Origin of the sequence: Streptomyces sp. NPDC060184, assembly GCF_042728795.1 — a bacterium.
Lineage (GTDB): Bacteria > Actinomycetota > Actinomycetes > Streptomycetales > Streptomycetaceae > Streptomyces.
Map to the genome: position 1 here is coordinate 1 of NZ_JBHWYX010000058.1, position 20,690 is coordinate 20,690.

General features: G+C 73.1%; 16 protein-coding genes and 1 pseudogene. 6 read left to right on the forward strand and 11 right to left on the reverse strand.

Annotated elements, in window-relative coordinates; genetic code table 11:
• Window positions 1-74: 74 nt before the first annotated feature.
• The 5 genes from aceE to ACFWEE_RS28950 all read right to left on the reverse strand — a co-directional run bounded on the left by aceE (window position 75) and on the right by ACFWEE_RS28950 (window position 9,110).
• The gene (aceE, locus tag ACFWEE_RS28930; protein WP_386893506.1) at window positions 75-2,756 is read right to left on the reverse strand and encodes a pyruvate dehydrogenase (acetyl-transferring), homodimeric type; all 2,682 of its coding nucleotides are present in this window, start codon (window positions 2,754-2,756) and stop codon (window positions 75-77) included.
• Window positions 2,757-3,204: 448 nt separating this feature from the next.
• Window positions 3,205-3,828: a GntR family transcriptional regulator gene (locus ACFWEE_RS28935; RefSeq protein WP_386893508.1), complete on the reverse strand. Its 624-nt coding sequence runs from the start codon at window positions 3,826-3,828 to the stop codon at window positions 3,205-3,207.
• Window positions 3,829-3,978: 150 nt separating this feature from the next.
• A complete protein-coding gene (gene sucB, locus ACFWEE_RS28940) occupies window positions 3,979-5,730 on the reverse strand; it encodes a 2-oxoglutarate dehydrogenase, E2 component, dihydrolipoamide succinyltransferase (RefSeq protein ID WP_386893510.1) in 1,752 nt (583 codons plus the stop codon).
• A gap of 56 nt (window positions 5,731-5,786) precedes the next feature.
• The gene (lpdA, locus tag ACFWEE_RS28945; RefSeq protein ID WP_386893512.1) at window positions 5,787-7,175 is read right to left on the reverse strand and encodes a dihydrolipoyl dehydrogenase; all 1,389 of its coding nucleotides are present in this window, start codon (window positions 7,173-7,175) and stop codon (window positions 5,787-5,789) included.
• Window positions 7,176-7,568: 393 nt separating this feature from the next.
• Window positions 7,569-9,110 carry a leucyl aminopeptidase gene (locus ACFWEE_RS28950; RefSeq protein ID WP_386893514.1) on the reverse strand — a complete coding sequence of 514 codons (1,542 nt, stop codon included), beginning with the start codon at window positions 9,108-9,110 and terminating at the stop codon, window positions 7,569-7,571.
• A gap of 357 nt (window positions 9,111-9,467) precedes the next feature.
• On the opposite strand from ACFWEE_RS28950, the gene ACFWEE_RS28955 reads away from it, so the two are divergent.
• Complete coding sequence (locus ACFWEE_RS28955) at window positions 9,468-10,319, forward strand: endo alpha-1,4 polygalactosaminidase (protein WP_386893562.1); 852 nt, start codon at window positions 9,468-9,470, stop codon at window positions 10,317-10,319.
• A gap of 67 nt (window positions 10,320-10,386) precedes the next feature.
• Here the strand turns inward: ACFWEE_RS28955 and ACFWEE_RS28960 are convergent, their stop codons facing one another.
• Window positions 10,387-11,166: an adenosylcobinamide-GDP ribazoletransferase gene (locus ACFWEE_RS28960; protein WP_386893516.1), complete on the reverse strand. Its 780-nt coding sequence runs from the start codon at window positions 11,164-11,166 to the stop codon at window positions 10,387-10,389.
• An 88-nt stretch (window positions 11,167-11,254) separates the two neighbouring features.
• Between ACFWEE_RS28960 and ACFWEE_RS28965 the strand changes: the two genes are divergently transcribed.
• Entirely contained in the window at window positions 11,255-12,016 is a 762-nt protein-coding gene (locus ACFWEE_RS28965) for a hypothetical protein (protein ID WP_386893517.1), read from the forward strand.
• Window positions 12,017-12,023: 7 nt separating this feature from the next.
• On the opposite strand, the gene cobT is transcribed toward ACFWEE_RS28965, so the two are convergent.
• Entirely contained in the window at window positions 12,024-13,148 is a 1,125-nt protein-coding gene (gene cobT / locus ACFWEE_RS28970) for a nicotinate-nucleotide--dimethylbenzimidazole phosphoribosyltransferase (RefSeq protein WP_386893518.1), read from the reverse strand.
• A 316-nt stretch (window positions 13,149-13,464) separates the two neighbouring features.
• Here cobT and ACFWEE_RS28975 point away from each other — a divergent pair, with 316 nt between their 5' ends.
• The gene (locus ACFWEE_RS28975) at window positions 13,465-14,436 is read left to right on the forward strand and encodes an SGNH/GDSL hydrolase family protein (protein WP_386893520.1); all 972 of its coding nucleotides are present in this window, start codon (window positions 13,465-13,467) and stop codon (window positions 14,434-14,436) included.
• A 73-nt stretch (window positions 14,437-14,509) separates the two neighbouring features.
• Here the strand turns inward: ACFWEE_RS28975 and ACFWEE_RS28980 are convergent, their stop codons facing one another.
• Window positions 14,510-15,712, reverse strand: coding sequence for a bifunctional adenosylcobinamide kinase/adenosylcobinamide-phosphate guanylyltransferase (locus ACFWEE_RS28980; RefSeq protein WP_386893522.1), 1,203 nt, complete (start codon window positions 15,710-15,712; stop codon window positions 14,510-14,512).
• A 283-nt stretch (window positions 15,713-15,995) separates the two neighbouring features.
• On the opposite strand from ACFWEE_RS28980, the pseudogene ACFWEE_RS28985 reads away from it, so the two are divergent.
• A pseudogene (locus tag ACFWEE_RS28985) lies at window positions 15,996-16,202 on the forward strand (hypothetical protein); the annotation flags it as partial.
• A gap of 223 nt (window positions 16,203-16,425) precedes the next feature.
• Here the strand turns inward: ACFWEE_RS28985 and ACFWEE_RS28990 are convergent.
• The 3 genes from ACFWEE_RS28990 to ACFWEE_RS29000 all read right to left on the reverse strand — a co-directional run bounded on the left by ACFWEE_RS28990 (window position 16,426) and on the right by ACFWEE_RS29000 (window position 19,129).
• Entirely contained in the window at window positions 16,426-17,508 is a 1,083-nt protein-coding gene (locus ACFWEE_RS28990; RefSeq protein ID WP_386893524.1) for a S1C family serine protease, read from the reverse strand.
• 221 nt (window positions 17,509-17,729) lie between these two features.
• Window positions 17,730-18,473, reverse strand: a complete 744-nt coding sequence (locus ACFWEE_RS28995) for a class I SAM-dependent methyltransferase (RefSeq protein ID WP_386893564.1) — start codon at window positions 18,471-18,473, stop codon at window positions 17,730-17,732.
• A 59-nt stretch (window positions 18,474-18,532) separates the two neighbouring features.
• Entirely contained in the window at window positions 18,533-19,129 is a 597-nt protein-coding gene (locus ACFWEE_RS29000; RefSeq protein WP_386893526.1) for a DUF3043 domain-containing protein, read from the reverse strand.
• 310 nt (window positions 19,130-19,439) lie between these two features.
• Between ACFWEE_RS29000 and ACFWEE_RS29005 the strand changes: the two genes are divergently transcribed.
• The gene (locus ACFWEE_RS29005) at window positions 19,440-20,225 is read left to right on the forward strand and encodes a PspA/IM30 family protein (protein ID WP_386893566.1); all 786 of its coding nucleotides are present in this window, start codon (window positions 19,440-19,442) and stop codon (window positions 20,223-20,225) included.
• A gap of 8 nt (window positions 20,226-20,233) precedes the next feature.
• Entirely contained in the window at window positions 20,234-20,512 is a 279-nt protein-coding gene (locus ACFWEE_RS29010; protein ID WP_386893528.1) for a hypothetical protein, read from the forward strand.
• The last annotated feature ends 178 nt before the right edge of the window (window positions 20,513-20,690 follow it).

A 20,690-nucleotide genomic window follows, 5' to 3' on the forward strand; every position in this document is an offset into this window, starting at 1 on the left:
GTGTATAAGAGACAGCCCCTCCGGTGTTCCGGAGGGGCCACGGCGTTCGGTGCGAGGGCGTCAGGGCCTGCGGATCAGAGTCCGTAGCGCTCCCGGGCCTCCTTGACCGTGGCGGCCGGGACCTCGCCGCGCTTGGCGAGCTGGGCCAGGGCCGCGACGACGACCGACTGCGCGTCGACGCCGAAGTGGCGGCGGGCGGCGTCACGGGTGTCGGAGAGGCCGAAGCCGTCCGTGCCGAGCGAGGACCAGTCCTGCTCCACCCACTGGCTGATCTGGTCCGGAACCTGCCGCATCCAGTCGCTGACCGCGAGCACCGGGCCGGGGGCACCGGCGAGCGCCTGCGTCACGTACGGCACCCGCTCCTCGCCCCGGAGCAGCGCGGCGTCGGCCTCCAGCGCGTCGCGGCGCAGCTCGCCCCACGAGGTGGCGGACCACACGTCGGCGGTGACGCCCCAGTCGGCGGCCAGCAGCTCCTGGGCCTCCAGGGCCCAGTGGATGGCCGTACCGGAGGCCAGCAGCTGCAGGCGCGGCGCGTCGGCCTTGGCCGGCGTGCCCTCCTTGAAGCGGTACAGGCCCTTGACGATGCCCTCCTCGACGCCTTCCGGCATCGCGGGCTGCGGCTTCGGCTCGTTGTAGACCGTCAGGTAGTAGAAGACGTTGGAGTCCTCGCCCTCGACGGGCTCGCCGTACATCCGGCGCAGACCCTCCTTGACGATCACCGCGATCTCGTACGCGAAGGCCGGGTCGTAGTTGAGCGACGCCGGGTTCGTGGCCGCGATCAGGTGCGAGTGGCCGTCCGCGTGCTGAAGGCCCTCACCCGTCAGGGTCGTACGGCCGGCCGTGGCGCCGACGATGAAGCCCTTGCCGAGCTGGTCGGCGAGCTGCCACATCTGGTCGCCGGTCCGCTGCCAGCCGAACATCGAGTAGAAGATGTAGAACGGGATCATCGTCTCGCCGTGCGTCGCGTACGACGTGGACGCGGCGATGAAGTCCGCCATCGAGCCGGCCTCGGTGATCCCCTCGTTGAGGATCTGGCCGTCCTTGGCTTCCTTGTAGTACATCAGCTGGTCGCGGTCGACCGGCTCGTACGTCTGGCCCAGCGGCGAGTAGATGCCGGCCGACGGGAAGAGCGACTCCATACCGAAGGTACGGGCCTCGTCCGGGACGATCGGAACCCAGCGCTTGCCGGTCTCCTTGTCCCGCATCAGGTCCTTGGCGAGGCGGACGAAGGCCATGGTGGTGGCCATCTCCTGCTTGCCGGAACCCTTCTTCAGCGCGGCGAACGCGCGCTCCTCGGGCTGCGGCAGGGCCGCGGCGTGCACCCGGCGGGCGGGGGCCGGGCCACCGAGGGCCGCGCGGCGCTCCTGGAGGTAGCGGACCTCGGGGGAGTCGGCGCCGGGGTGACCGTAGGGCACCACACCGCTCTCGAAGGCGCTGTCCGGGATCGGCAGGCCGAGCAGCTCGCGCATGTCCTTGAACTCGTCCAGGGACAGCTTCTTCATCTGGTGGTTGGCGTTCTTGGACTCGAAGCCCTTGCCGAGCGTGAAGCCCTTCACCGTCTGGGCGAGGATCACGGTCGGGGCGCCCTTGTGCTCCAGGGCCGCCTTGTACGCCGCGTAGACCTTGCGGGCCTCGTGACCGCCGCGCGAGGTGTAGAAACACTCGGCGATCTTCGCGTCGGTGAGCAGCTTCGCCAGCTCGACGAGCGCGGGCTCGGCACCGAAGAAGTGCTCACGGATGTACGCGACGTCACGGGTGGCGTACGTCTGGAACTGCGCGTCCGGGACCTCGCGGAGGCGGCGGACCAGCGCACCGGTGGTGTCGAGCTGGAACAGCTCGTCCCACGCGTTGCCCCAGAGCGTCTTGACGACGTTCCAGCCGGCCCCGCGGAAGGCGCCTTCCAGCTCCTGGACCACGCGGAAGTTGGCGCGGACCGGGCCGTCGAGACGCTGCAGGTTGCAGTTGATGACGAAGGTGAGGTTGTCGAGACCCTCACGGGCGGCGAGCGCCAGGGCGGCCGTCGACTCGGGCTCGTCCATCTCGCCGTCGCCCAGGAACGCCCAGACGTGCGAGTTGGACGTGTCCTTGATGTTGCGGTTGGCCAGGTAGCGGTTGAAGCGCGCCTGGTAGATCGCCGACAGCGGGCCGAGGCCCATCGACACGGTGGGGAACTCCCACAGCCAGGGCAGGCGCCGCGGGTGCGGGTAGGACGGCAGGCCGTCGCCGCCCGACTCCTGGCGGAAGTTGTCGAGCTGCTGCTCGCTCAGCCGGCCGTCGAGGAAGGCGCGGGCGTAGATGCCGGGGGAGGCGTGGCCCTGGATGTAGAGCTGGTCACCGGAGCCGTCCCCCTCCTTGCCGCGGAAGAAGTGGTTGAAGCCCGTCTCGTACAGCCAGGCGGCCGAGGCGAACGTGGCGATGTGGCCGCCGACGCCGTACTTCGCCCCGCGGGTCACCATGGCCGCCGCGTTCCAGCGGTTCCACGCGGTGATGCGGGATTCCATCTCCAGGTCGCCGTCGAACTCGGGCTCGGCGGCGGTCGGGATGGAGTTGACGTAGTCGGTCTCCAGCAGCTTGGGCAGCGCGAGACCGGCGCCTTCGGCGTGTTCGAGCGAACGCCTCATCAGGTACGCGGCGCGATGCGGCCCCGCGGCCTTGGTCACGGCGTCCAGAGAGGCCGCCCATTCAGCGGTCTCTTCGGGGTCGCGGTCCGGGAACTGGTCGAGTTCGCTCGGACGCTTTCCTACGGGGTCGGTCATGATCGCCGCCTTCCGGAGTGGGAGGGGGTGGAGAAATCCCTGACTGGCAGGACAGGGCGACGGGCCGGTGGGCCCGCGAAGAACTGTAAATCCCTGATCGATGATCGATCAAAGGGTTGAAAGGGAAAACTTCTCGATATGAAGAAAATGGCATGGGGTGCCGCCAAATGGGGCACGGAGTGACGGGATTTAGTGGTGTAAAACGGTCACGGTTCGCTCGGAAGAGCGATGGCGGTGACAGATGGGAAATCTGACGGCAACGCGGGCGTGAGAAATAACAAGTACGGCTCCGACCGCCGAGGACCTGGGCGAGCGGTACGCACGACCCACGAGGCCGGCCCTCGCGCACCCGGGCGGAAAGGGGTGCGCCCCGCCCTCGCGCCCCGCCCTCGCGCCCCGCCCTCGCACACCCGGGCACGGGGGTGCGTACGGCCCTCGCCACCGGGCCTCAGGCGCGCGGCGCGCAGCCCAGCACGTGCGCCTTGACCAGGGGCCCGATCTGCGGGTCCTGCCGCAGGAAGGCGTCGATGAGCGCCTCGTGCTCCTCCGCGTACGACTTCTGCACCGTGCCCAGCCACCGGATCGACAGGGCCGTGAACACCTCGATGCCCAGCCCCTCCCAGGTGTGCAGCAGCACCGCGTTGCCGGCCGCCCGCACCAGCTCCCGGTGGAAGCCCACCGTGTGGCGCACCTGCGCCTCTCCGTCGGCCGCCCGGTCGGCCTCGTAGAGGGCCGCCACGTGCGGCTGGAGGGCCGAGCAGTCCGCGACGAGAGCGGGGGCCGCCAGCTCCGCCGCGATCTGCTCCAGGCCCGCCCGCACGGGATAGCTCTCCTCCAGGTCCGCCGCGGTGAGGTTGCGGACCCGGACACCCTTGTTGGGCGCCGACTCGATCAGCCGCAGCGTCTCCAGCTCGCGCAGCGCCTCGCGCACCGGCGTCTGGCTGACCTCCAGCTCGGTGGCGATCCGCCGCTCCACGATCCGCTCGCCCGGCTTCCAGCGCCCGCTGACGATCCCGTCCACGATGTGCTCGCGGATCTGTTCGCGCAGCGAGTGGACGACGGGCGGGGTCATGAGGTGCTCCTTCGGGCGAACCGGTGCGCCGACTGCGACCGGCCCCGGCCACCGGGGTGGCCGCGGTGTCTAGACAATACGGCGGCGCCCCCGCCCGGGAGGTGGTCCGGACGGGGGCGCTGCTGGTGAGGCTCGTTACAGCCGGGTCGTTCAGAGGCCGAGCTCGACCTCGAACTCACCGGCCTCCAGGATCGCCTTGACCGAGGTCAGGTAACGGGCGGCGTCCGCGCCGTCCACCAGACGGTGGTCGTAGGAGAGCGACAGGTACGTCATGTCACGGATGCCGATGACGGTGCCCTCGGCGGTCTCGATGACGGCCGGGCGCTTCACCGTGGCACCGATGCCCAGGATGGCGGCCTGGTTCGGGGGCACGATGACGGTGTCGAACAGCGCACCGCGCGAACCGGTGTTGCTGATGGTGAAGGTGGCACCCGACATGTCGTCCGGGGTGAGGCCGCCACCGCGGGCCTTGCCGGCCAGCTCGGCGGTCTTCTTCGAGATACCGGCGATGTTCAGGTCGCCCGCACCCTTGATGACCGGGGTCATCAGACCCTTCTCGGCGTCCACGGCGATGCCGATGTTCTCCGAGTCGAAGTACGTGATGGTGCCCTCGTCCTCGTTGATCCGGGCGTTGATGACCGGGTGGGCCTTCAGCGCCTGGGCCGCCGCCTTCACGAAGAACGGCATCGGGGACAGCTTGACGCCCTCGCGGGCGGCGAACGCGGCCTTCGCCTGGTTGCGCAGCTTCATCAGCTTGGTGATGTCGACCTCGACGACCGAGGTCAGCTGGGCCTGCGAGTGCAGCGCCTTCATCATGTTCTCGCCGATGACCTTGCGCATGCGGGTCATCTTGACGGTCTGACCGCGCAGCGGCGACGCCTCCAGCTTCGGCGCCTTGGAGGCGGCCGGAGCGGCGGCGGCAGCGGGGGCCGGAGCGGCGGCGGCGGCCTTGGCGGCCTCCGCGGCGGCGACGACGTCCTGCTTGCGGATGCGGCCACCGACGCCGGTGCCCTTCACCGCGCCCAGGTCGACGCCGTTCTCCGAAGCGAGCTTGCGGACCAGCGGCGTGACGTACGCGCCGTCGTCACCGGAGGTCGCGACCGGGGTGACCGGGGCCGGAGCGGCGACCGGGGCCGGGGCGGCGGCCACGGGCGCCGGAGCGGCGGGCGCCACCGGGGCGGGAGCGGCCGGAGCCGGAGCGGCCGGGGCGGCGGCCGGGGCAGCGGCCGGGGCCGGAGCGGCGGCCGGGGCCGGGGCAGCGGCCGGGGCGGCCGGAGCAGCGCCCTTGGCACCGATGACGGCGAGCTTGGCGCCGACCTCGGCGGTCTCGTCCTCACCGACGACGATCTCCAGCAGCACGCCGGAGACCGGGGCCGGGATCTCGGTGTCGACCTTGTCCGTGGAGACCTCGAGCAGGGGCTCGTCCTCCGTGACCTCCTCGCCGACCTCCTTCAGCCAGCGGGTGACGGTGCCCTCGGTGACGCTCTCGCCGAGCGCCGGCAGGGTGACGTCGGTGCCCTCGGCGGAGGAGGCGCCGGCGGTGGCCTCGGCGGTCGGGGCCGGGGCGGGGGCCTCGGTCTCGGTCGACGGGGCGGTCGGAGCCTCGGCGGCGGGCGCGGCGGCCGGAGCGGCAGCCTCGGCCGGAGCCGCGGCGGGGGCGCCGGAGCCGTCGTCGATGACGGCCAGCTCGGCGCCGACCTCGACGGTCTCGTCCTCGGCGACCTTGATGGAGGCCAGGACGCCGGAGACGGGGGAGGGGATCTCGGTGTCGACCTTGTCGGTCGAGACCTCGAGCAACGGCTCGTCAGCCTCGACGCGCTCGCCCTCGGCCTTCAGCCAACGGGTGACAGTGCCCTCGGTGACGCTCTCGCCGAGCGCCGGAAGGGTTACGGAAACCGACATGGTTTCGGTTGCTCCTTACGAATTGCGGAAGTGGTCGGTCGTCGCCCGGGACTGGATCAGTCGTGGGAGTGGAGCGGCTTGCCGGCCAGCGCGAGGTGGGCCTCGCCCATGGCCTCGTTCTGGGTCGGGTGGGCGTGGATGAGCTGCGCGACCTCGGCCGGCAGCGCCTCCCAGTTGTAGATCAGCTGTGCTTCGCCGACCTGCTCGCCCATGCGGTCGCCGACCATGTGGACGCCGACCACGGCACCGTCCTTGACCTGGACGAGCTTGATCTCGCCCGCGGTCTTCAGGATCTTGCTCTTGCCGTTGCCCGCCAGGTTGTACTTGAGGGCGACGACCTTGTCCGCGCCGTAGATCTCCTTGGCCTTGGCCTCGGAGATGCCGACGGAGGCGACCTCGGGGTGGCAGTACGTCACCTTCGGCACGCCGTCGTAGTCGATCGGGACGACCTTCAGGCCGGCCACCCGCTCCGCGACGAGGATGCCCTCGGCGAAGCCGACGTGCGCGAGCTGGAGGGTCGGGGCGAGGTCGCCCACGGCCGAAATGGTGGGCACGTTGGTCTGCATGTACTCGTCGACGAGGACGTAGCCGCGGTCCATCGCGACGCCGGCCTCCTCGTAACCGAGGCCCTGCGACACCGGGCCGCGGCCGATGGCGACCAGCAGCACCTCGGCCTCGAAGGTCTTGCCGTCGGCGAGGGTCACGCGGACGCCGTCCTGCGTGTACTCGGCCTTGTCGAAGAAGGTGCCGAGGTTGAACTTGATGCCACGCTTGCGGAACGCGCGCTCCAGAAGCTTCGAGCTGTTCTCGTCCTCGACCGGGACCAGGTGCTTCAGGCCCTCGACGATGGTCACGTCGGTGCCGAAGGACTTCCACGCCGAGGCGAACTCGACGCCGATGACGCCGCCGCCGAGCACGATGGCCGACTTCGGGACACGGTCCAGCTTCAGCGCGTGGTCCGAGGAGATGATGCGGTTGCCGTCGATCTCCAGGCCCGGCAGCGAGCGCGGCACGGAGCCGGTCGCCAGCACGATGTGGCGGCCCTGGATGCGCTCGCCGTTCACGTCCACCGAGGTCGGGGACGACAGGCGGCCCTCACCCTCGACGTACGTCACCTTGCGCGAGGCGATGAGACCCTGCAGGCCCTTGTACAGGCCGGAGATCACTTCGTCCTTGTACTTGTGGACGGCCTCGATGTCGATGCCCTCGAAGGTGGCCTTGACACCGAACTGCTCGGCCTCGCGCGCCTGGTCGGCGATCTCGCCGGCGTGCAGCAGCGCCTTGGTCGGGATGCAGCCGTTGTGCAGGCAGGTACCGCCGACCTTGCCCTTCTCGATCAGGGCGACGTCCAGGCCCAGCTGCGCTCCGCGCAGGGCCGCGGCGTAACCGCCACTGCCACCGCCGAGGATCACTAGGTCGAAAACGGTGCTGGCGTCGTTCGCCACGTCACGTCCTCCATGCATGTGCGCCGTACGCCGGGCCCCGTGGGGTGTGACCGGCCGGTCGGCTGGTGTTCGGCCGCTTGAGTCGTTCGGCCCTGTGGTGGGGGCCCTGTCCTGCCGAGAACCCATCTTCGCACTTGTTGACCGTCGGTGGGACGCGGGGCCCGGTCCGGACGGGGCGCCGCGGGCCCCGCCGCGGGTCGCTTCCGCGTAGAAACGTACGGATTCAGCCGAGTTCGTCCAGAGCGAAACCCGGCCGGGCGGCGCCTCTCGCGGTTCCCGCGGCGCACGCAATGCGTACAGCCCCGGACATCCGCCCGGGGCTGTACGACTTGGTCACAGGCCGGAAGTCCGGGACCTCGGTCCTGGACTTCCGGTCCCGGCGGACCGGGGTGGTCAGCCCAGGTCGCCGTCGGCGGTGCGCTCCGCGAGACGGATCAGGGTGCGGACCGACGAGCCGGTGCCGCCCTTGGGGGTGTAGCCGTACGGCGCGCCCTCGTGGAAGGCCGGGCCCGCGATGTCCAGGTGCGCCCAGGCGATGCCCTCGCCGACGAACTCCTTGAGGAACAGACCGGCCACCAGGCCGCCGCCCATCCGCTCGCCCATGTTGGCGATGTCGGCGGTCGGGGAGTCCATGCCCTTGCGCAGGTCGGCGGGGAGCGGCATCGGCCAGGACGCCTCGCCGACCTCCTCGGCGATCTCGTGGATCGTCGTACGGAAGGCGTCGTCGTTGGCCATGATGCCGAAGGTGCGGTTGCCCAGGGCCAGCACCATCGCGCCGGTCAGGGTCGCCACGTCGACGATCGCGTCGGGGGCCTCCTCGGAGGCGCGGGTCAGCGCGTCGGCGAGGACGAGCCGGCCCTCGGCGTCCGTGTTGAGGACCTCGACGGTCTTGCCGCTGTACATGCGCAGCACGTCACCCGGGCGGGTGGCGTTGCCGCCGGGCATGTTCTCCGCGAGCGCCAGCCAGCCGGTGACGTTGACGCGCAGGCCGAGACGGGACGCGGCGACGACGGTGGCGAACACGGCGGCGGCGCCGCTCATGTCGCACTTCATCGTCTCGTTGTGGCCGGCCGGCTTGAGCGAGATGCCGCCCGAGTCGTAGGTGATGCCCTTGCCCACCAGGGCCAGGGTCTTCTCCGCCTTCGGGTGCGTGTAGGCGAGCTTCACCAGGCGGGGGCCGTGGGCGGCGCCCTGGCCGACGCCGATCAGGCCGCCGTAGCCGCCCTTGACCAGGGCCTTTTCGTCGAGCACCTGGACCTTGATGCCGTGCTCCTTGCCGGCGGCCGTGGCCACGGCGGCGAAGGACTCGGGGAAGAGGTCGTTCGGCGGGGTGTTGATCAGGTCGCGGGCGCGGTTGATCTCCTCCGCCACGGCGACGGCGCGCGCGGCGGCGGCCTTGAAGGCCTTGTCGCGCGGCTTGGCGCCGAGGACGGTGACCTCGGCGAGCGGCAGCTTGGGGCCGTTGGCCTTGACCGGCTTGGGGGCGAGCTTGTTCTCGCCGCCCTGGTAGGCGGTGAAGGCGTACGCGCCGAGCAGCGCGCCCTCGGCGACGGCTCCGGCGTCCTCCACGGTCGAGGCCGGAAGGGCGAAGCCCGCCTTCTTCGCGCCGCCCAGGGCGCGGGCGGCGGCACCGGCGGCGCGGCGCAGGATCTCGGAGTCGTAGGCGTCGTCCGAGTCCGGGACGGCGCCCAGGCCGACCGCGATGACGACGGGAGCCTTGAGGCCTCCGGCGGCGGGGACCTTGATGAGTTCGCCCTCGGCACCGGTGGCACCCAGGGTCTCCAGGACGGCGGCGAGCTTTCCGCCGAAGGCCTTGTCCACGGCCTCGGCGCCCGGCGCGAGCACCGGCCCCTTGGAACCCCTGGCGAGGCCGACGACGAGTGCGTCGGCGCGCAGCGTCGCCGCACCTGCGGTGCTGAGAGTGAGAGCAGTCACGGTGGTGAATTCTCGCTTCCGTTGAGTAACTGGATCGGTCGAGGGGGTGGGCCGACCGTGCCCGGCGCATCGTAGATGCGCCCGCTATGCGCAGGGAATGAGCCTACGCGCGCCGTTTCGGCGCAACCACGGCGGTATTGACCGGCCGGGAGGCGTCCGGGACGCGCCCGGCCGCCCGCCCGGGCCGCTCCACGCGGTGCGCGGGACGAACCGGCCGGTCACATAGGGTCGTTGGCGACGGCGGGACGAGGGCGTGCCGCGTCGCGCACGGCATGTACGGCATGTACGGATACGGGAACGGGGTCGGAAAAGGTGTACGGGACGAGGCTGGGCCGGCCGGTGGCGGTCACCCTCCTGATGGTGTCTCCGCTGCTCTCCGGCTGCACCTCGGGAGGATCCGGCAAAGCCCCGACGGTCTCGGCGGCTCCGGGTTCCCCAACGGCTCCCGCTGACCCGGCGGACCCGGCGGACCAGGCGGCCGGGTGGTGGCACCCCCGGCCCGGCCTGGACTGGCAGTGGCAGCTCTCCGGGCGGCTCGACCCCGCCGTGGACGTCCCGGTCCACGACATCGACGGTTTCGACCACGACGCCGCCGCGGTCGCCGGTCTGCACGACCGGGGCAGCAAGGTCATCTGCTACCTCTCCACCGGTGCCCACGAGGACTTCCGTCCGGACGCCGAGGCGTTCCCGGCGGCCCTGCTGGGCAAGGGCAACGGCTGGGAGGGCGAGCGCTGGCTCGACATCAGGCGCACCGACCTCCTGGAGCCCCTGATGGAGACCCGGATCGCGATGTGCGCCGAGAAGGGCTTCGACGCCGTGGAACCGGACAACATGGACGGCTACCGCAACGACACCGGCTTCCCGCTCACGGCCGCCGACCAGTTGGCGTACAACCGGCTGATCGCCCGCATCGCCCACCGCCACGGCCTGGCGGTCGGCCTCAAGAACGACCTGGACCAGATCCCCGCCCTCGAACCGGACTTCGACTTCGCGGTGAACGAGCAGTGCGCCCAGTACGAGGAGTGCGAGGAGTTGGTCCCCTTCGTCGAGGCGGACAAGGCCGTCTTCCACGTCGAGTACGAGCTGCCGGCCGCCGCGTTCTGCGCCCGCTCGCGCGCACTCGGGCTCAGCTCGCTGGAGAAGAAGTACGAGCTCGGTGCCTGGCGCAGGAGCTGCGCGACGGACCCGGGGGAGCCCGCGGCACCCTGATCCGGCCCGTACGGCCCCCGGCCTCCCGTACGGCCCCGAGCGGCTCCTTGCGGCCCCCGGCCTCCCGTCAGCCGAGCACCAGCACCACCAGGGCCGCTGTCGCCGCCGTCTCCTCCACCGCGCCGAACACGTCCCCCGTCACCCCGCCGAACCGCCGCACGCAGTGCCGCAGCAGCACTTCGGACGCCCCGAGGGCCAGCAGCGCGGCGAGCGCGTGGTGCGCGGCCCCGCCCGCCCCGGACACCGCCCCGGCCGCGGCGCAGGCCGCGACCGCGACCGCCGCCACCAGGACCGCCCCCGGCCCCGGGACCGTGCCGGCCACCGCCGCGCCCAGCCCCTCCGGGCGGGCTGCCGGTACGCCCCGGCGCGAGGCGAGCGTCAGGGCCAGACGGGCGACGACACCGGCCGCCACCGCGCCCGCCGCGCCCTGCTGCCAGCCGCGCGCGTACAGCTCGTAACCGGCGGCGACCTGTGCCAGCAGCACGAAGAGCAGAGTGATCACGCCGAACGGCCCGATGTCCGACTGCTTCATGATCCGCAGCGCGTCCTCGGCGGGCTTGCCGCTGCCGAGCCCGTCCGCCGTGTCCGCGAGTCCGTCCAGGTGGAGGCCCCGGGTGAGTACGGCCGGTACGGCGGCGGAGGCGAGGGCGGCGAGCAGCGGACCCGAGCCGGCCAGCAGCGCCAGCGAACCGAGCGCCGCCGCGAGCAGTCCCACCACGAGCCCGGCGAGCGGTGCGCGGAGCATGCCCGCACGGGCGGTGTCGCGGTCCCAGCGGGTGACGCGGACGGGGAGCACGGTGAGGGTGCCGAAGGCGAAGCGGAGGCCGTGGCTGTTCAGGGAGGTCACCGCGAGCACGGTAGCCCGTGCGCAACGCCAGTCAATCGGACAAGATATGACGAATATGCATGAGGGTGACCGATCGGGAGAGGGTGGCATGGGTCACTGGTGGTACACCAACATCACCGAACCGGGAAAGCTGCCGCTGCTCCTCGCGCTGGCCGCGTTCGTGCTGACCTTCGCCATCACCCGCACCATCACGCGCATGATCCGGGCCGGGAAGGGGCCGTTCCGCAACATCACCCCGGGCGGGGTCCACGTCCACCACGTCGTCCCCGGTGTCGTGCTCTCCGTCCTCGGCGGCTTCGGCGCGGTCGCCAGCGGCCAGCACGGGGTCACCGCGATGGTCTTCGCGGTGGTCTTCGGGGTCGGGGCGGGGCTGGTGCTGGACGAGTTCGCGCTGATCCTGCACCTGGACGACGTCTACTGGACGGAGCAGGGCCGCCAGAGCGTGGAGATGGTCGTGCTGACGACCTCGCTCGTGCTGCTGGCCCTCGCGGGCTTCTCGCCCCTCGGGGTGGACGAGCTGACGGACGAACAGGAGAACGGCCGGCTCGGCCTCGTCCTGACGATGGTCGTCAACTTCCTCTTCGTGCTGATCGCCCTCTTCAAGGGCAAGGCGCGGATGGCGGTCGTCGGCGCCCTCGTCCCCTTCGTGGCGCTGATCGGCGCGCTGCGCCTGGCCCGCCCCGCCTCTCCGTGGGCCAAGCGGTTCTACGGCCGCCGCCACAGGGCCCGCGCCCGCGCGGTGCTGCGCGCCTACCACCACGACGTGCGCTGGGCCGGGCCCCGCCGCAGGTTCCAGGACCTGATCGGCGGGGCCCCGGACCGGGTACCGCTGCCCGGCCCGAAGCCCTGACCCGTACTCAGAGCGCCGGGTCCGCCACCTCGGCGCCCAGCCCGGCGTCCTGCTTCTCGTCCGGCTCGGCATCCGGTTCCCCGGGGGGCTCCTCCGGCTCGCGCTCCGGCAGTTCGGCGGCGAACGCGGCGGCGGCCCGCACGAGCGGGAGGGCGAGCAGCGCGCCCGTACCCCCGCCGACCGTCACCCCGTGGTCGAGCAGCGGCGTCAGCGCCATCCGGTCCAGCGCCTTCGCCTGCGCGGGCTCACCGCTCGCGTGCCCGGCCAGCCACCAGTCCGGCGCCCGAAACGCGGCCCGCTGCGCCACCAGCGCGCAGGCCGCCGAGACCACGCCGTCCAGGATCACCGGAAGCCGCCGCACCGCGCACTGGAGCAGGAACCCGGTCATCGCCGCGAGGTCCGCGCCGCCCACCGTCGCCAGCAGCTCCAGCTGGTCGCCGAGGACCGGACGGGCCCGGCGCAGCGAGTCCCGGATCGCGGCGCACTTGCGCATCCACGCCAGGTCGTCGATCCCCGCGCCACCGCGCCCGGTCACCACCGACGCGTCGGTGCCGCACAGCGCGGCGATCAGCGTGGACGCCGCCGTCGTGCCGCCCACGCTGAGGTCGCCCAGCACCACCAGGTCGGTACCGGAGTCCGCCTCCTCGTCCGCGATCCGGATGCCCAGCGCCACGGCCGCGGCGGCCTCCTCGGCGGTCAGCGCGTTCTCCACGTCGATCCGGCCGGCGCCCCGCCGCACCCGGCTGCGCACCACGGACTCCGGCAGCAGCTCCGGGTCGCAGTCCAGACCCGCGTCGACGATCCGTACCGGCACCGAGAACCGCCGGGCCAGCACCGCCTGCGGGCTCGCCCCGTCCAGCGTGGCGCGGACCAGTTCGTACGCGCTGCCCGCGGCGCGGCCGGAGACGCCGAGCTCCGCGACCTTGTGGTCACCGGCGAAGAGCACCACGCGCGGCTGGTCCACCGGCCGGACCGGCACGGTCTGCTGTGCGGCGGACAGCCATTCGCCCAGTTCGTCGAGCCGGCCGAGCGCGCCGGGCGGGACGATCAGCCGCCCCCGGCGGTCCTCGGCGTCGCGCCGCACACCGCCGTCGGGGCGCTCGATCAGGTCGGAGAAGTCGTCCAGGTTCACGGAGGTCTGCCTCGCGGGTCGTTGCGTCGGGGGCCGGAGCCCGCGGGCGGGCTCCCTGCGGAACAGTATCCGGACAGTATCCGCTGCCCCCTTCCCCCGACCGCCCCCGAGGGCACCCCGCCGACGGCTCCGCCCACGCCCCCCGGGCCGCGCGCGCTGCGGGCGGCGAGGCACGGGCGGCAGAGGCCGGGGCGGCCGGTGGGCGAAATCGCCGCCGCCCGCCTCTGGCCGCGCGGAGCTACCCGGCGGTATACAAGCTCCGTCGTGCGGTGCCGGCCCGCGTGGCGGCGCCCAGGTCCTACGGGGAGGAACGCACATGGCGGACGACGGACTCACGGGTACGGGCAAGGCCGCGCGGCGGGCACGGGCGGTGGCGGCGGGGGCCGCGCTCGGAAGCTGCGTGCTGCTCATGGCCTCGGTGACGCCGGCCGCGGCGCACGGCGGGGAATCCGGGCACGGCGGAGGTGCCGGACACGGGAGTTCGGGGCACGGTCGCGGCCACGGGTACGGCGGAGGCGCGGCGCACGGCCCGCGTTACGTCGCGCTCGGGGACTCGTACACGTCGGGGCCCGGCATACTCCCGCAGACCGACGCGAACTGCGCGCGCTCGGCGCGCAATTACCCCTCCCTGGTCGCCGAGCGGACGAAGGCGTCCGTGTTCGAGGACGTCAGCTGCGGCGGTGCGACGACCGAGCAGATGTGGACCGCGCAGGGCACCAACCCCCCGCAGCTGCGGGCGCTGGGCCGCGACACCGGTCTCGTCACCCTCCAGATCGGTGGCAACGACATCGGGTTCGGGTCCATCATCGCCACCTGCGCCGGTCTGGGCGTCCAGGATCCGGCGGGCGGTCCCTGCCGGAACCACTACACCTCCTCCGGGACGGACCGGCTGACCGAGGCCGTCGCGGAGACCGCCCCGAAGATCGAGCGCGTCCTGCGGGCCGTGCACGCGCGGTCGCCGCACGCGCGGGTGCTGGTCGTCGGCTACCCCGACCTGCTGCCCGACGACGGCAGCGGCTGCTTTCCCGCGGTGCCCTTCGCGGCAGGGGACTTCCCCTACCTGCGGGACACCGAGAAGCGGCTCAACGCGATGCTCCGCGCGGTGGCGGTCCGCAACCGCGCCGAGTACGTGGACACCTACGGGCCCACCGTCGGGCGCGACATGTGCAAGGCTCCCGAGGACCGCTGGATCGAGCCGCTCGTGCCGGCCTCGCCCGCGGCTCCCGCCCACCCGAACGCCAAGGGCGAGCAGGCCATGGCGACCGCCGTACTGAACCGGCTGAGGTAGGGGCGGTCCCGCGCGGTCCGGGCGCGGTCGCCACGCGGGGCCGGACGCGCCGTCCGGCCCCCGGCCCCGTCGGTCACCCCCGCAGCACCACCGGCAGGCCCGCCACCACCAGCAGCACCGTCTCGCACTCCGCCGCGAAGGCCGCGTTCAGCCGCCCCAGCTCGTCCCGGAACCGCCGGCCCGCCGCCGTCGCCGGGACCACACCGGAACCGACCTCGTTGGTCACCGCCACCACGGTCCGCGAGGTCTCCCGCACGGCGGCGACCAGCTCCGCGACCCGGGCCCGCAGCGCCTTCTCGCCGCCGTCCGCCCACCGGCCGTCGTCCCAGGCGTCCACCCGGTCCATCGCGTCGGTCAGCCACAGCGACAGGCAGTCGATCAGCAGCGGCGGCCCGTCCGCCCGCAGCAGCTCCGCGACCTCGCAGGTCTCCTCGGTGCGCCAGGCGGACGGCCGGCGCTCCCGGTGCAGCCCGACGCGCGCGGCCCACTCGATGTCCCCGTCCCGCCGGCCGCCCGTCGCCACGTACACCACGTCGGGGAAGGTCTCCAGCCGCAACTCCGCCTCCACCGACTTCCCCGAGCGGGCGCCCCCGGTCACCAGGGTGCGGCGGGGCACCTCGGGGAGGGGGCGGTACTCCCCGGTCACCAGCGTCGCCCCGTCGGGCACCGCCCGGGCCCCGGCCGCCGCGAGCCTGCGGTCCAGCTCGGCCCCGGGCGGGGCGTCGTGGTCCAGGTGGACGGCGACGATCTCGGTGAGCGGCCCGACCGCGCCCACCGCCCGCAGCCGCGCCACCGCGTCGGGGCGCCCCACCACGTCTCCGGCCACCAGGTCGTACGGCTCCGGGAACGGTTCGGCGAGCCCGGCCGGCGCGGCACCCTGCGGCAGGTAGAGCAGCCGCTCACCGGTGGGGGAGGTGACCTCGTAGCCGGTGCCCGGCGCGTCCATCGGCACCGCCCGCACCCGGTGCCCGCTGATCAGCGTCAGCACCTGCCCGTCCGGCACCCGGCCCGGCCGGGGGAGCCCCGGGGGCAGTTCGACGGCGGGGCCGTTCTGCGGGCGGGTCAGCAGCACCTGGCGCACCCCGGCCAGCGAGTGCCCCGCGCGGGCGGCGGCGAGCGCCGCGCCCGGCGTGAGGTCGAGCAGCACGGCGTCGTCGACGAGGAGGGCCGTCGTGGCCCGCGCGGACGTGCCGCGGGCGGTCGCGCACACGGCGCAGGGGCAGTCGGGCCGGGGCAGCCCGCCGGGGGCTCCGGTGCCGAGGAGAGTCAGTTCCACGTCTTGATCCTGCCGCGTGTGCGCCGGGCGTGCGCGCCCGGCCCTGGCGCGTCCCCGGGGCGGGTACCGAAAGTCCCGCCCGTCCGGCGGGGCGGGCGGCGCGACCTGCGGCACCCCCCCGAGCCGCGCCACGCGCCGCCCGTTTTGGCGGTCGTCGTGGTTCCCACCGGACGGGCCGCGGGCGGGTTCCGGGCACACCCGGCGGCAATCTTCCCGACGATCGCGGCGGGATCGCGGGTCGAGGCCCTAGGCTCGGGGCAGCGACAGGACCCAGGAGGCTGACATGGCGTGGACGTGGCGGTTCGAGAAGTCCGACGGTACGGAGACGGAGCCGGCCTTGCAGCCGGAGGAATTCACGACGCAGGGTGACGCGGAGTCCTGGATCGGCGAGTTCTGGAAGGAACTCCTGGACGGCGGGGCGGACCAGGTGACGCTCTTCGACGACTCCACGAAGATCTACGGCCCGATGAGCCTCCACGCGGAAACGGCGGCCGAGCCGGAGCCCGGCCCGGAGCCCGACGCGGAGCCGGACCCGGAACCCGGCACGGCCGACGGCGCCACCGATGGCGCAGGCACCGCCGCCCCCGACGCCCCCGCCGCCCCCGACGCGCCGGCCGCGTCCGGCCCGGAGGCGGAGACCGTCTGACCCGACGGGAGCGGGCGGCCCCAAGACTCCCGGACCGCCCGCTCCCGTACCCGCCCGTCCGACGGGGTCAGATCTCCCCGAGCGTGACCTCGGCCGTCCGCGTGGCACCGCCGCGGGTGTACGTCACCCGGACCCGGTCCCCGGGCTGCTCGGCGGCGAGCGCCTCCGCGAGCGAGGTGATCGTGGTGACCTCGGTGTCACCGATCCGGGTGATGATGTCGCCGACCCGCATCCCCGCGTCGTACGCCGCCCCGCCCCGGACCACGCTCACCAGCGCCACACCGGCGGGCCGGTAGTCGTCGTCGACGACCGTGCGGCCGGTGATGTCGAGCGCGGCCCGCCCCGAGTCGGTGACCTTGCCCTTGTCGATGATCTGGTCCGCGATGGTCTTCACCGTCGACACCGGGATCGCGAAGCCGATGCCGGGCGCCGCGCTGTTGCCGAGGGCGGGGTCGGTCGCCGCGAGCGTCGGAATGCCGATGACTTCGCTGTTCAGGTTGACCAGCGCGCCCCCGCTGTTGCCCGGGTTGATCGCCGCCGAGGTCTGCACCATGTTGGCGAGGGTCGCCCCCGTGCCGCCGCCGGAGCGGGACTCGCTGACCGTCCGGCCGAGCGCCGAGACGATGCCCTGGGTGACGCTGCTGGACAGGCCGAGCGGCGAGCCCATCGCCAGGACGATCTGCCCCACCTCGACCTTCTCCGAATCCCCGAACTTCGCCGCCCGCAGCCCGTCCGGCTTGTCGTCGAGGCGGACGACCGCCAGATCCTGGTCCGGGTAGGACGAGACCAGCGAGGCGTCGAGCACCTTCTCCCCGGTGGCGACGCTGACCTTGAAGGACTTCTCGTCGCCGACGACGTGCGCGTTGGTCACGATGTTGCCGTCGTCGTCGTAGACGATGCCGGAGCCCAGCCCGTCGGCGGTCTGGATCTGGACAACGGAGGGCAGCACGTCGTTGATGACCCGCTGGTAGTCGGACTCCAGCTCCGCCACGGCACGGGACGCGGAACCCTGCCGGGCCGCCGACGGTGAGGACTCGGGGGAGGCCGTGCCGGAGTCGGAGCAGCCGCTCACCAGGGCGAGGGAGCAGAGACCTGCGGCCAGGGACAGCGGCAGCCGGCGCGCGCGGCGGCGGGAGGGGGAGGCGTCCATGTCCGGAGTATCCCGTTCGCCCCTGCCGGGCGGCGGGTGCTGCTGGGCCGAACGGACCGTACGGAGACCGGGGCACCGGACGCGGGGAACGGCCGCGTCGAACGGCCGGACCCACCTGACCGGGCGGAGTCGGCGCAGTGACCGGCCGGCCGTCGCGGCTGGACGGCCCCGGTCGCCCGGAGACCCGCCCCGGCGGGGGAGGGCCGTCGGGTCCTCGGGCCTCAGGTCCGTTCGCCGCGTACGCCGCAGAGGTGGAGGAGCGCGGCGACCCGCCGGTACGGGTCGGTCCGGCCCGCCCGCTCCTCGGCGGCGAAGATCTGCTCCAGCTCGGCGGGCTCGGGCAGCGGGGTGTCGCCCGGCGCGCCGTCCGTGAAGACGCGCACCCCGTACCAGGCGTGCAGCGGGGCCGCGATCCCCGCCAGGGTGGCGGTCAGCGCGTCGAGCCGGTCGGCCCGGACCTGGAGGCCGAGCCGGTTGGTGTAGCGGGCGGCGTCGAACGCGGCGTGCGCCGAGCCGAAGTCGCCGGCCGCCGCCGGGCGCATCGCCAGCGCGTCGCCGTTCCGTACGAGCAGCGAGAGCAGGCCGCCGGGCGCCAGCACCCGGGCCAGCCCCGCCAGGAGGGCGTCCGGCTCCTCGACGTACATCAGTACGCCGTGGCAGAGCACCATGTCGAAGGTGCCGGGCAGGAAGTGGACGCCGGTCTCCGAGCCGTCGCCCTCGATCAGCCGGACGCGCTCGCGGATGCCCTCGGGCTCGTGCTCCAGCGCCGCACGGGCCGAAGCCAGCATCTCGGGGTCGGAGTCCAGACCGGTCACCGAGTGACCGGCGCGCGCCAGGCGCAGGGCTTGTGTGCCCTGGCCCAGCCCGACGTCGAGGACGCGCAGGCGCCGCCCCACGGGGAAGCGGGCGGCTATCTGCTCGTCCAGCTGCCGGGCCACGAGCTCTTGGCGGACGACGTTGCGCAGTCCGCCGAGCCCCGCGAGCCAGGTCGAGGAGCCTCCGGAGAATCCCGAGGCCCCGGCGGTCAGGGCCGCTCTCCTCGCTTGACCTGCGGCTTCGGCAGCCGCAGCCGGCGCATCTGGAGCGTACGCATCAGGCCGTAGGCGACGGCGCCGCGCTGCGGGGTGTCCGGGAAGCGGCTGCGCAGCTGCTTGCGCAGCCGGAACGCCAGGCCGATCGAGTCCAGCACGATCAGCACGATCACGCCGAGCCAGAGCAGCAGCGAGATGTTCTGGATGTTCCGGATCTGGATCACGCTGAGGACCAGGATGATCACGGCCATCGGCAGGAACCACTCGGCGATGCTGAAGCGCGAGTCCACGAAGTCACGGGTGAAGCGCCGCACCGGGCCCTTGTCGCGGACCGGGAGGTAGCGCTCGTCGCCGGAGGCGAGGGCCTCGCGCTGCTTGGCCAGGTCGACCCGGCGTGCTTCGCGCGAGCGCTTCACCGCCTCCTTGCGGTCGACCGGCGTGGTCGAGGCGCGACGCCGCTGCGTCTGCGCCTCGCTGCGCTTCGGCGTGGGGCGACCCTTGGGAGCCTGGGGGTCGCGGGACTGGGTGGAGAGGTCCGCCGTCACCTTGTCGGTGGGGGCCTTCTCTTCTTTGGAACGGCTACGGAACACAAAACCCAAGGGTACGGGGTCCGGCGGGCGGGCAGTCGGACCGGGCGGGAACGATCCGGCAACGGCCCGCGTCCTCAGCGGTGTGCCCAGCGGGGCGACACCGGGACAACCGGGGCATCCGCCCCGGTCGGCCCGCGTCCGCCTCGTACTCCTCGGGCGGGAGCGGCAGGCCGCCGCAGTCGTCCTTGGGGAGGAGCACATCGGGCCCCGAACAGTGCGGTAATGGATGCGGGGCCCGTACTGTGGGTTCTGTCGGAGTGCTGGAGCTCAGTCGTCAAGAAGGGGGCGCGCGAAGCCCATGAGCGGTGTCATGAAGCGGATGGGAATGATCTTCCGCGCGAAGGCGAACAAGGCCCTCGACCGGGCCGAGGACCCGCGCGAGACCCTCGACTACTCGTACCAGAAGCAGCTGGAACTGCTGCAGAAGGTGCGCCGCGGAGTCGCCGACGTCGCGACCTCGCGCAAGCGGCTGGAGCTGCAGCTGAACCAGTTGCAGGGCCAGTCGTCCAAGCTGGAGGACCAGGGCCGCAAGGCCCTCGCGCTCGGCCGGGAGGACCTCGCCCGCGAGGCGCTCTCCCGTCGCGCCGCCCTCCAGCAGCAGGTCACCGACCTGGAGACGCAGCACCAGACCCTGCAGGGCGAGGAGGAGAAGCTCACCCTCGCGGCCCAGCGGCTCCAGGCCAAGGTCGACGCCTTCCGCACCAAGAAGGAGACGATCAAGGCCACCTACACCGCGGCCCAGGCGCAGACCCGCATCGGGGAGGCGTTCTCCGGCATCTCCGAGGAGATGGGCGACGTCGGCCTGGCCATCCAGCGGGCGGAGGACAAGACGCAGCAGCTGCAGGCACGGGCCGGTGCGATCGACGAGCTGCTGGCCTCCGGCGCCCTGGACGACCCGACCGGCACGGCGAAGGACGACATCGCCGCCGAGCTGGACCGCATCTCCGGTGGTACGGATGTGGAGCTGGAGCTCCAGCGGATGAAGGCCGAACTGGCCGGCGGCACCTCGGCGGGCCAGCAGGCCATCGAGGGCGGCTCCCAGGACACCGCGCCCGGCTCCCAGCAGAAGTCACCGCACCGGTACGACAAGAGCTGAGGACGGTCATGATCGTACGGATCATGGGGGAGGGCCAGGTGGAACTGGCCGACGGCACGATCGCCGAGCTGAACGCGCTCGACGACGAATTGCTCGCGGAGATGGAGCGCGGCGACGGACCCGGTTTCCGCACCACGCTGCACGCCCTGCTCGGCCGGGTGCGCGAGCTGGGCTCGCCGCTGCCGGACGACTCCCTGGAGCCGTCCGAGCTGATCCTCCCGTCCCCCGACGCCACCCTCGAAGAGGTCCGCGCCATGCTCCACGACGACGGGCTCATCCCCGGCTGACCGGACCCACCGCACTCCCGCACCGAGCACTCCACCGACTCCACCCCGCCGCCCGCCCGGACCCTGGGCGGGCGGCGGCGCGTGTGGGTACGGAGACCGGGGTGCGGCGCGTACGGGGCGCGTGCGTGCGCGCGCGGGGGGCGTACCGGAGCGCGCAGCCGGCCGTCCCGGCCGCCCC

Coding starts and splice junctions, on each gene's coding strand:
- aceE (WP_386893506.1), bottom strand. CDS start 2,756: ATGACCGACCCCGTAGGAAAGCGTCCGAGCGAACTCGACCAGTTCCCG.
- ACFWEE_RS28935 (WP_386893508.1), bottom strand. CDS start 3,828: ATGACCCCGCCCGTCGTCCACTCGCTGCGCGAACAGATCCGCGAGCAC.
- sucB (WP_386893510.1), bottom strand. CDS start 5,730: ATGTCGGTTTCCGTAACCCTTCCGGCGCTCGGCGAGAGCGTCACCGAG.
- ACFWEE_RS28955 (WP_386893562.1), top strand. CDS start 9,468: ATGGTGTCTCCGCTGCTCTCCGGCTGCACCTCGGGAGGATCCGGCAAA.
- ACFWEE_RS28965 (WP_386893517.1), top strand. CDS start 11,255: ATGGGTCACTGGTGGTACACCAACATCACCGAACCGGGAAAGCTGCCG.
- ACFWEE_RS28975 (WP_386893520.1), top strand. CDS start 13,465: ATGGCGGACGACGGACTCACGGGTACGGGCAAGGCCGCGCGGCGGGCA.
- ACFWEE_RS28990 (WP_386893524.1), bottom strand. CDS start 17,508: ATGGACGCCTCCCCCTCCCGCCGCCGCGCGCGCCGGCTGCCGCTGTCC.
- ACFWEE_RS29005 (WP_386893566.1), top strand. CDS start 19,440: ATGAAGCGGATGGGAATGATCTTCCGCGCGAAGGCGAACAAGGCCCTC.
- ACFWEE_RS29010 (WP_386893528.1), top strand. CDS start 20,234: ATGATCGTACGGATCATGGGGGAGGGCCAGGTGGAACTGGCCGACGGC.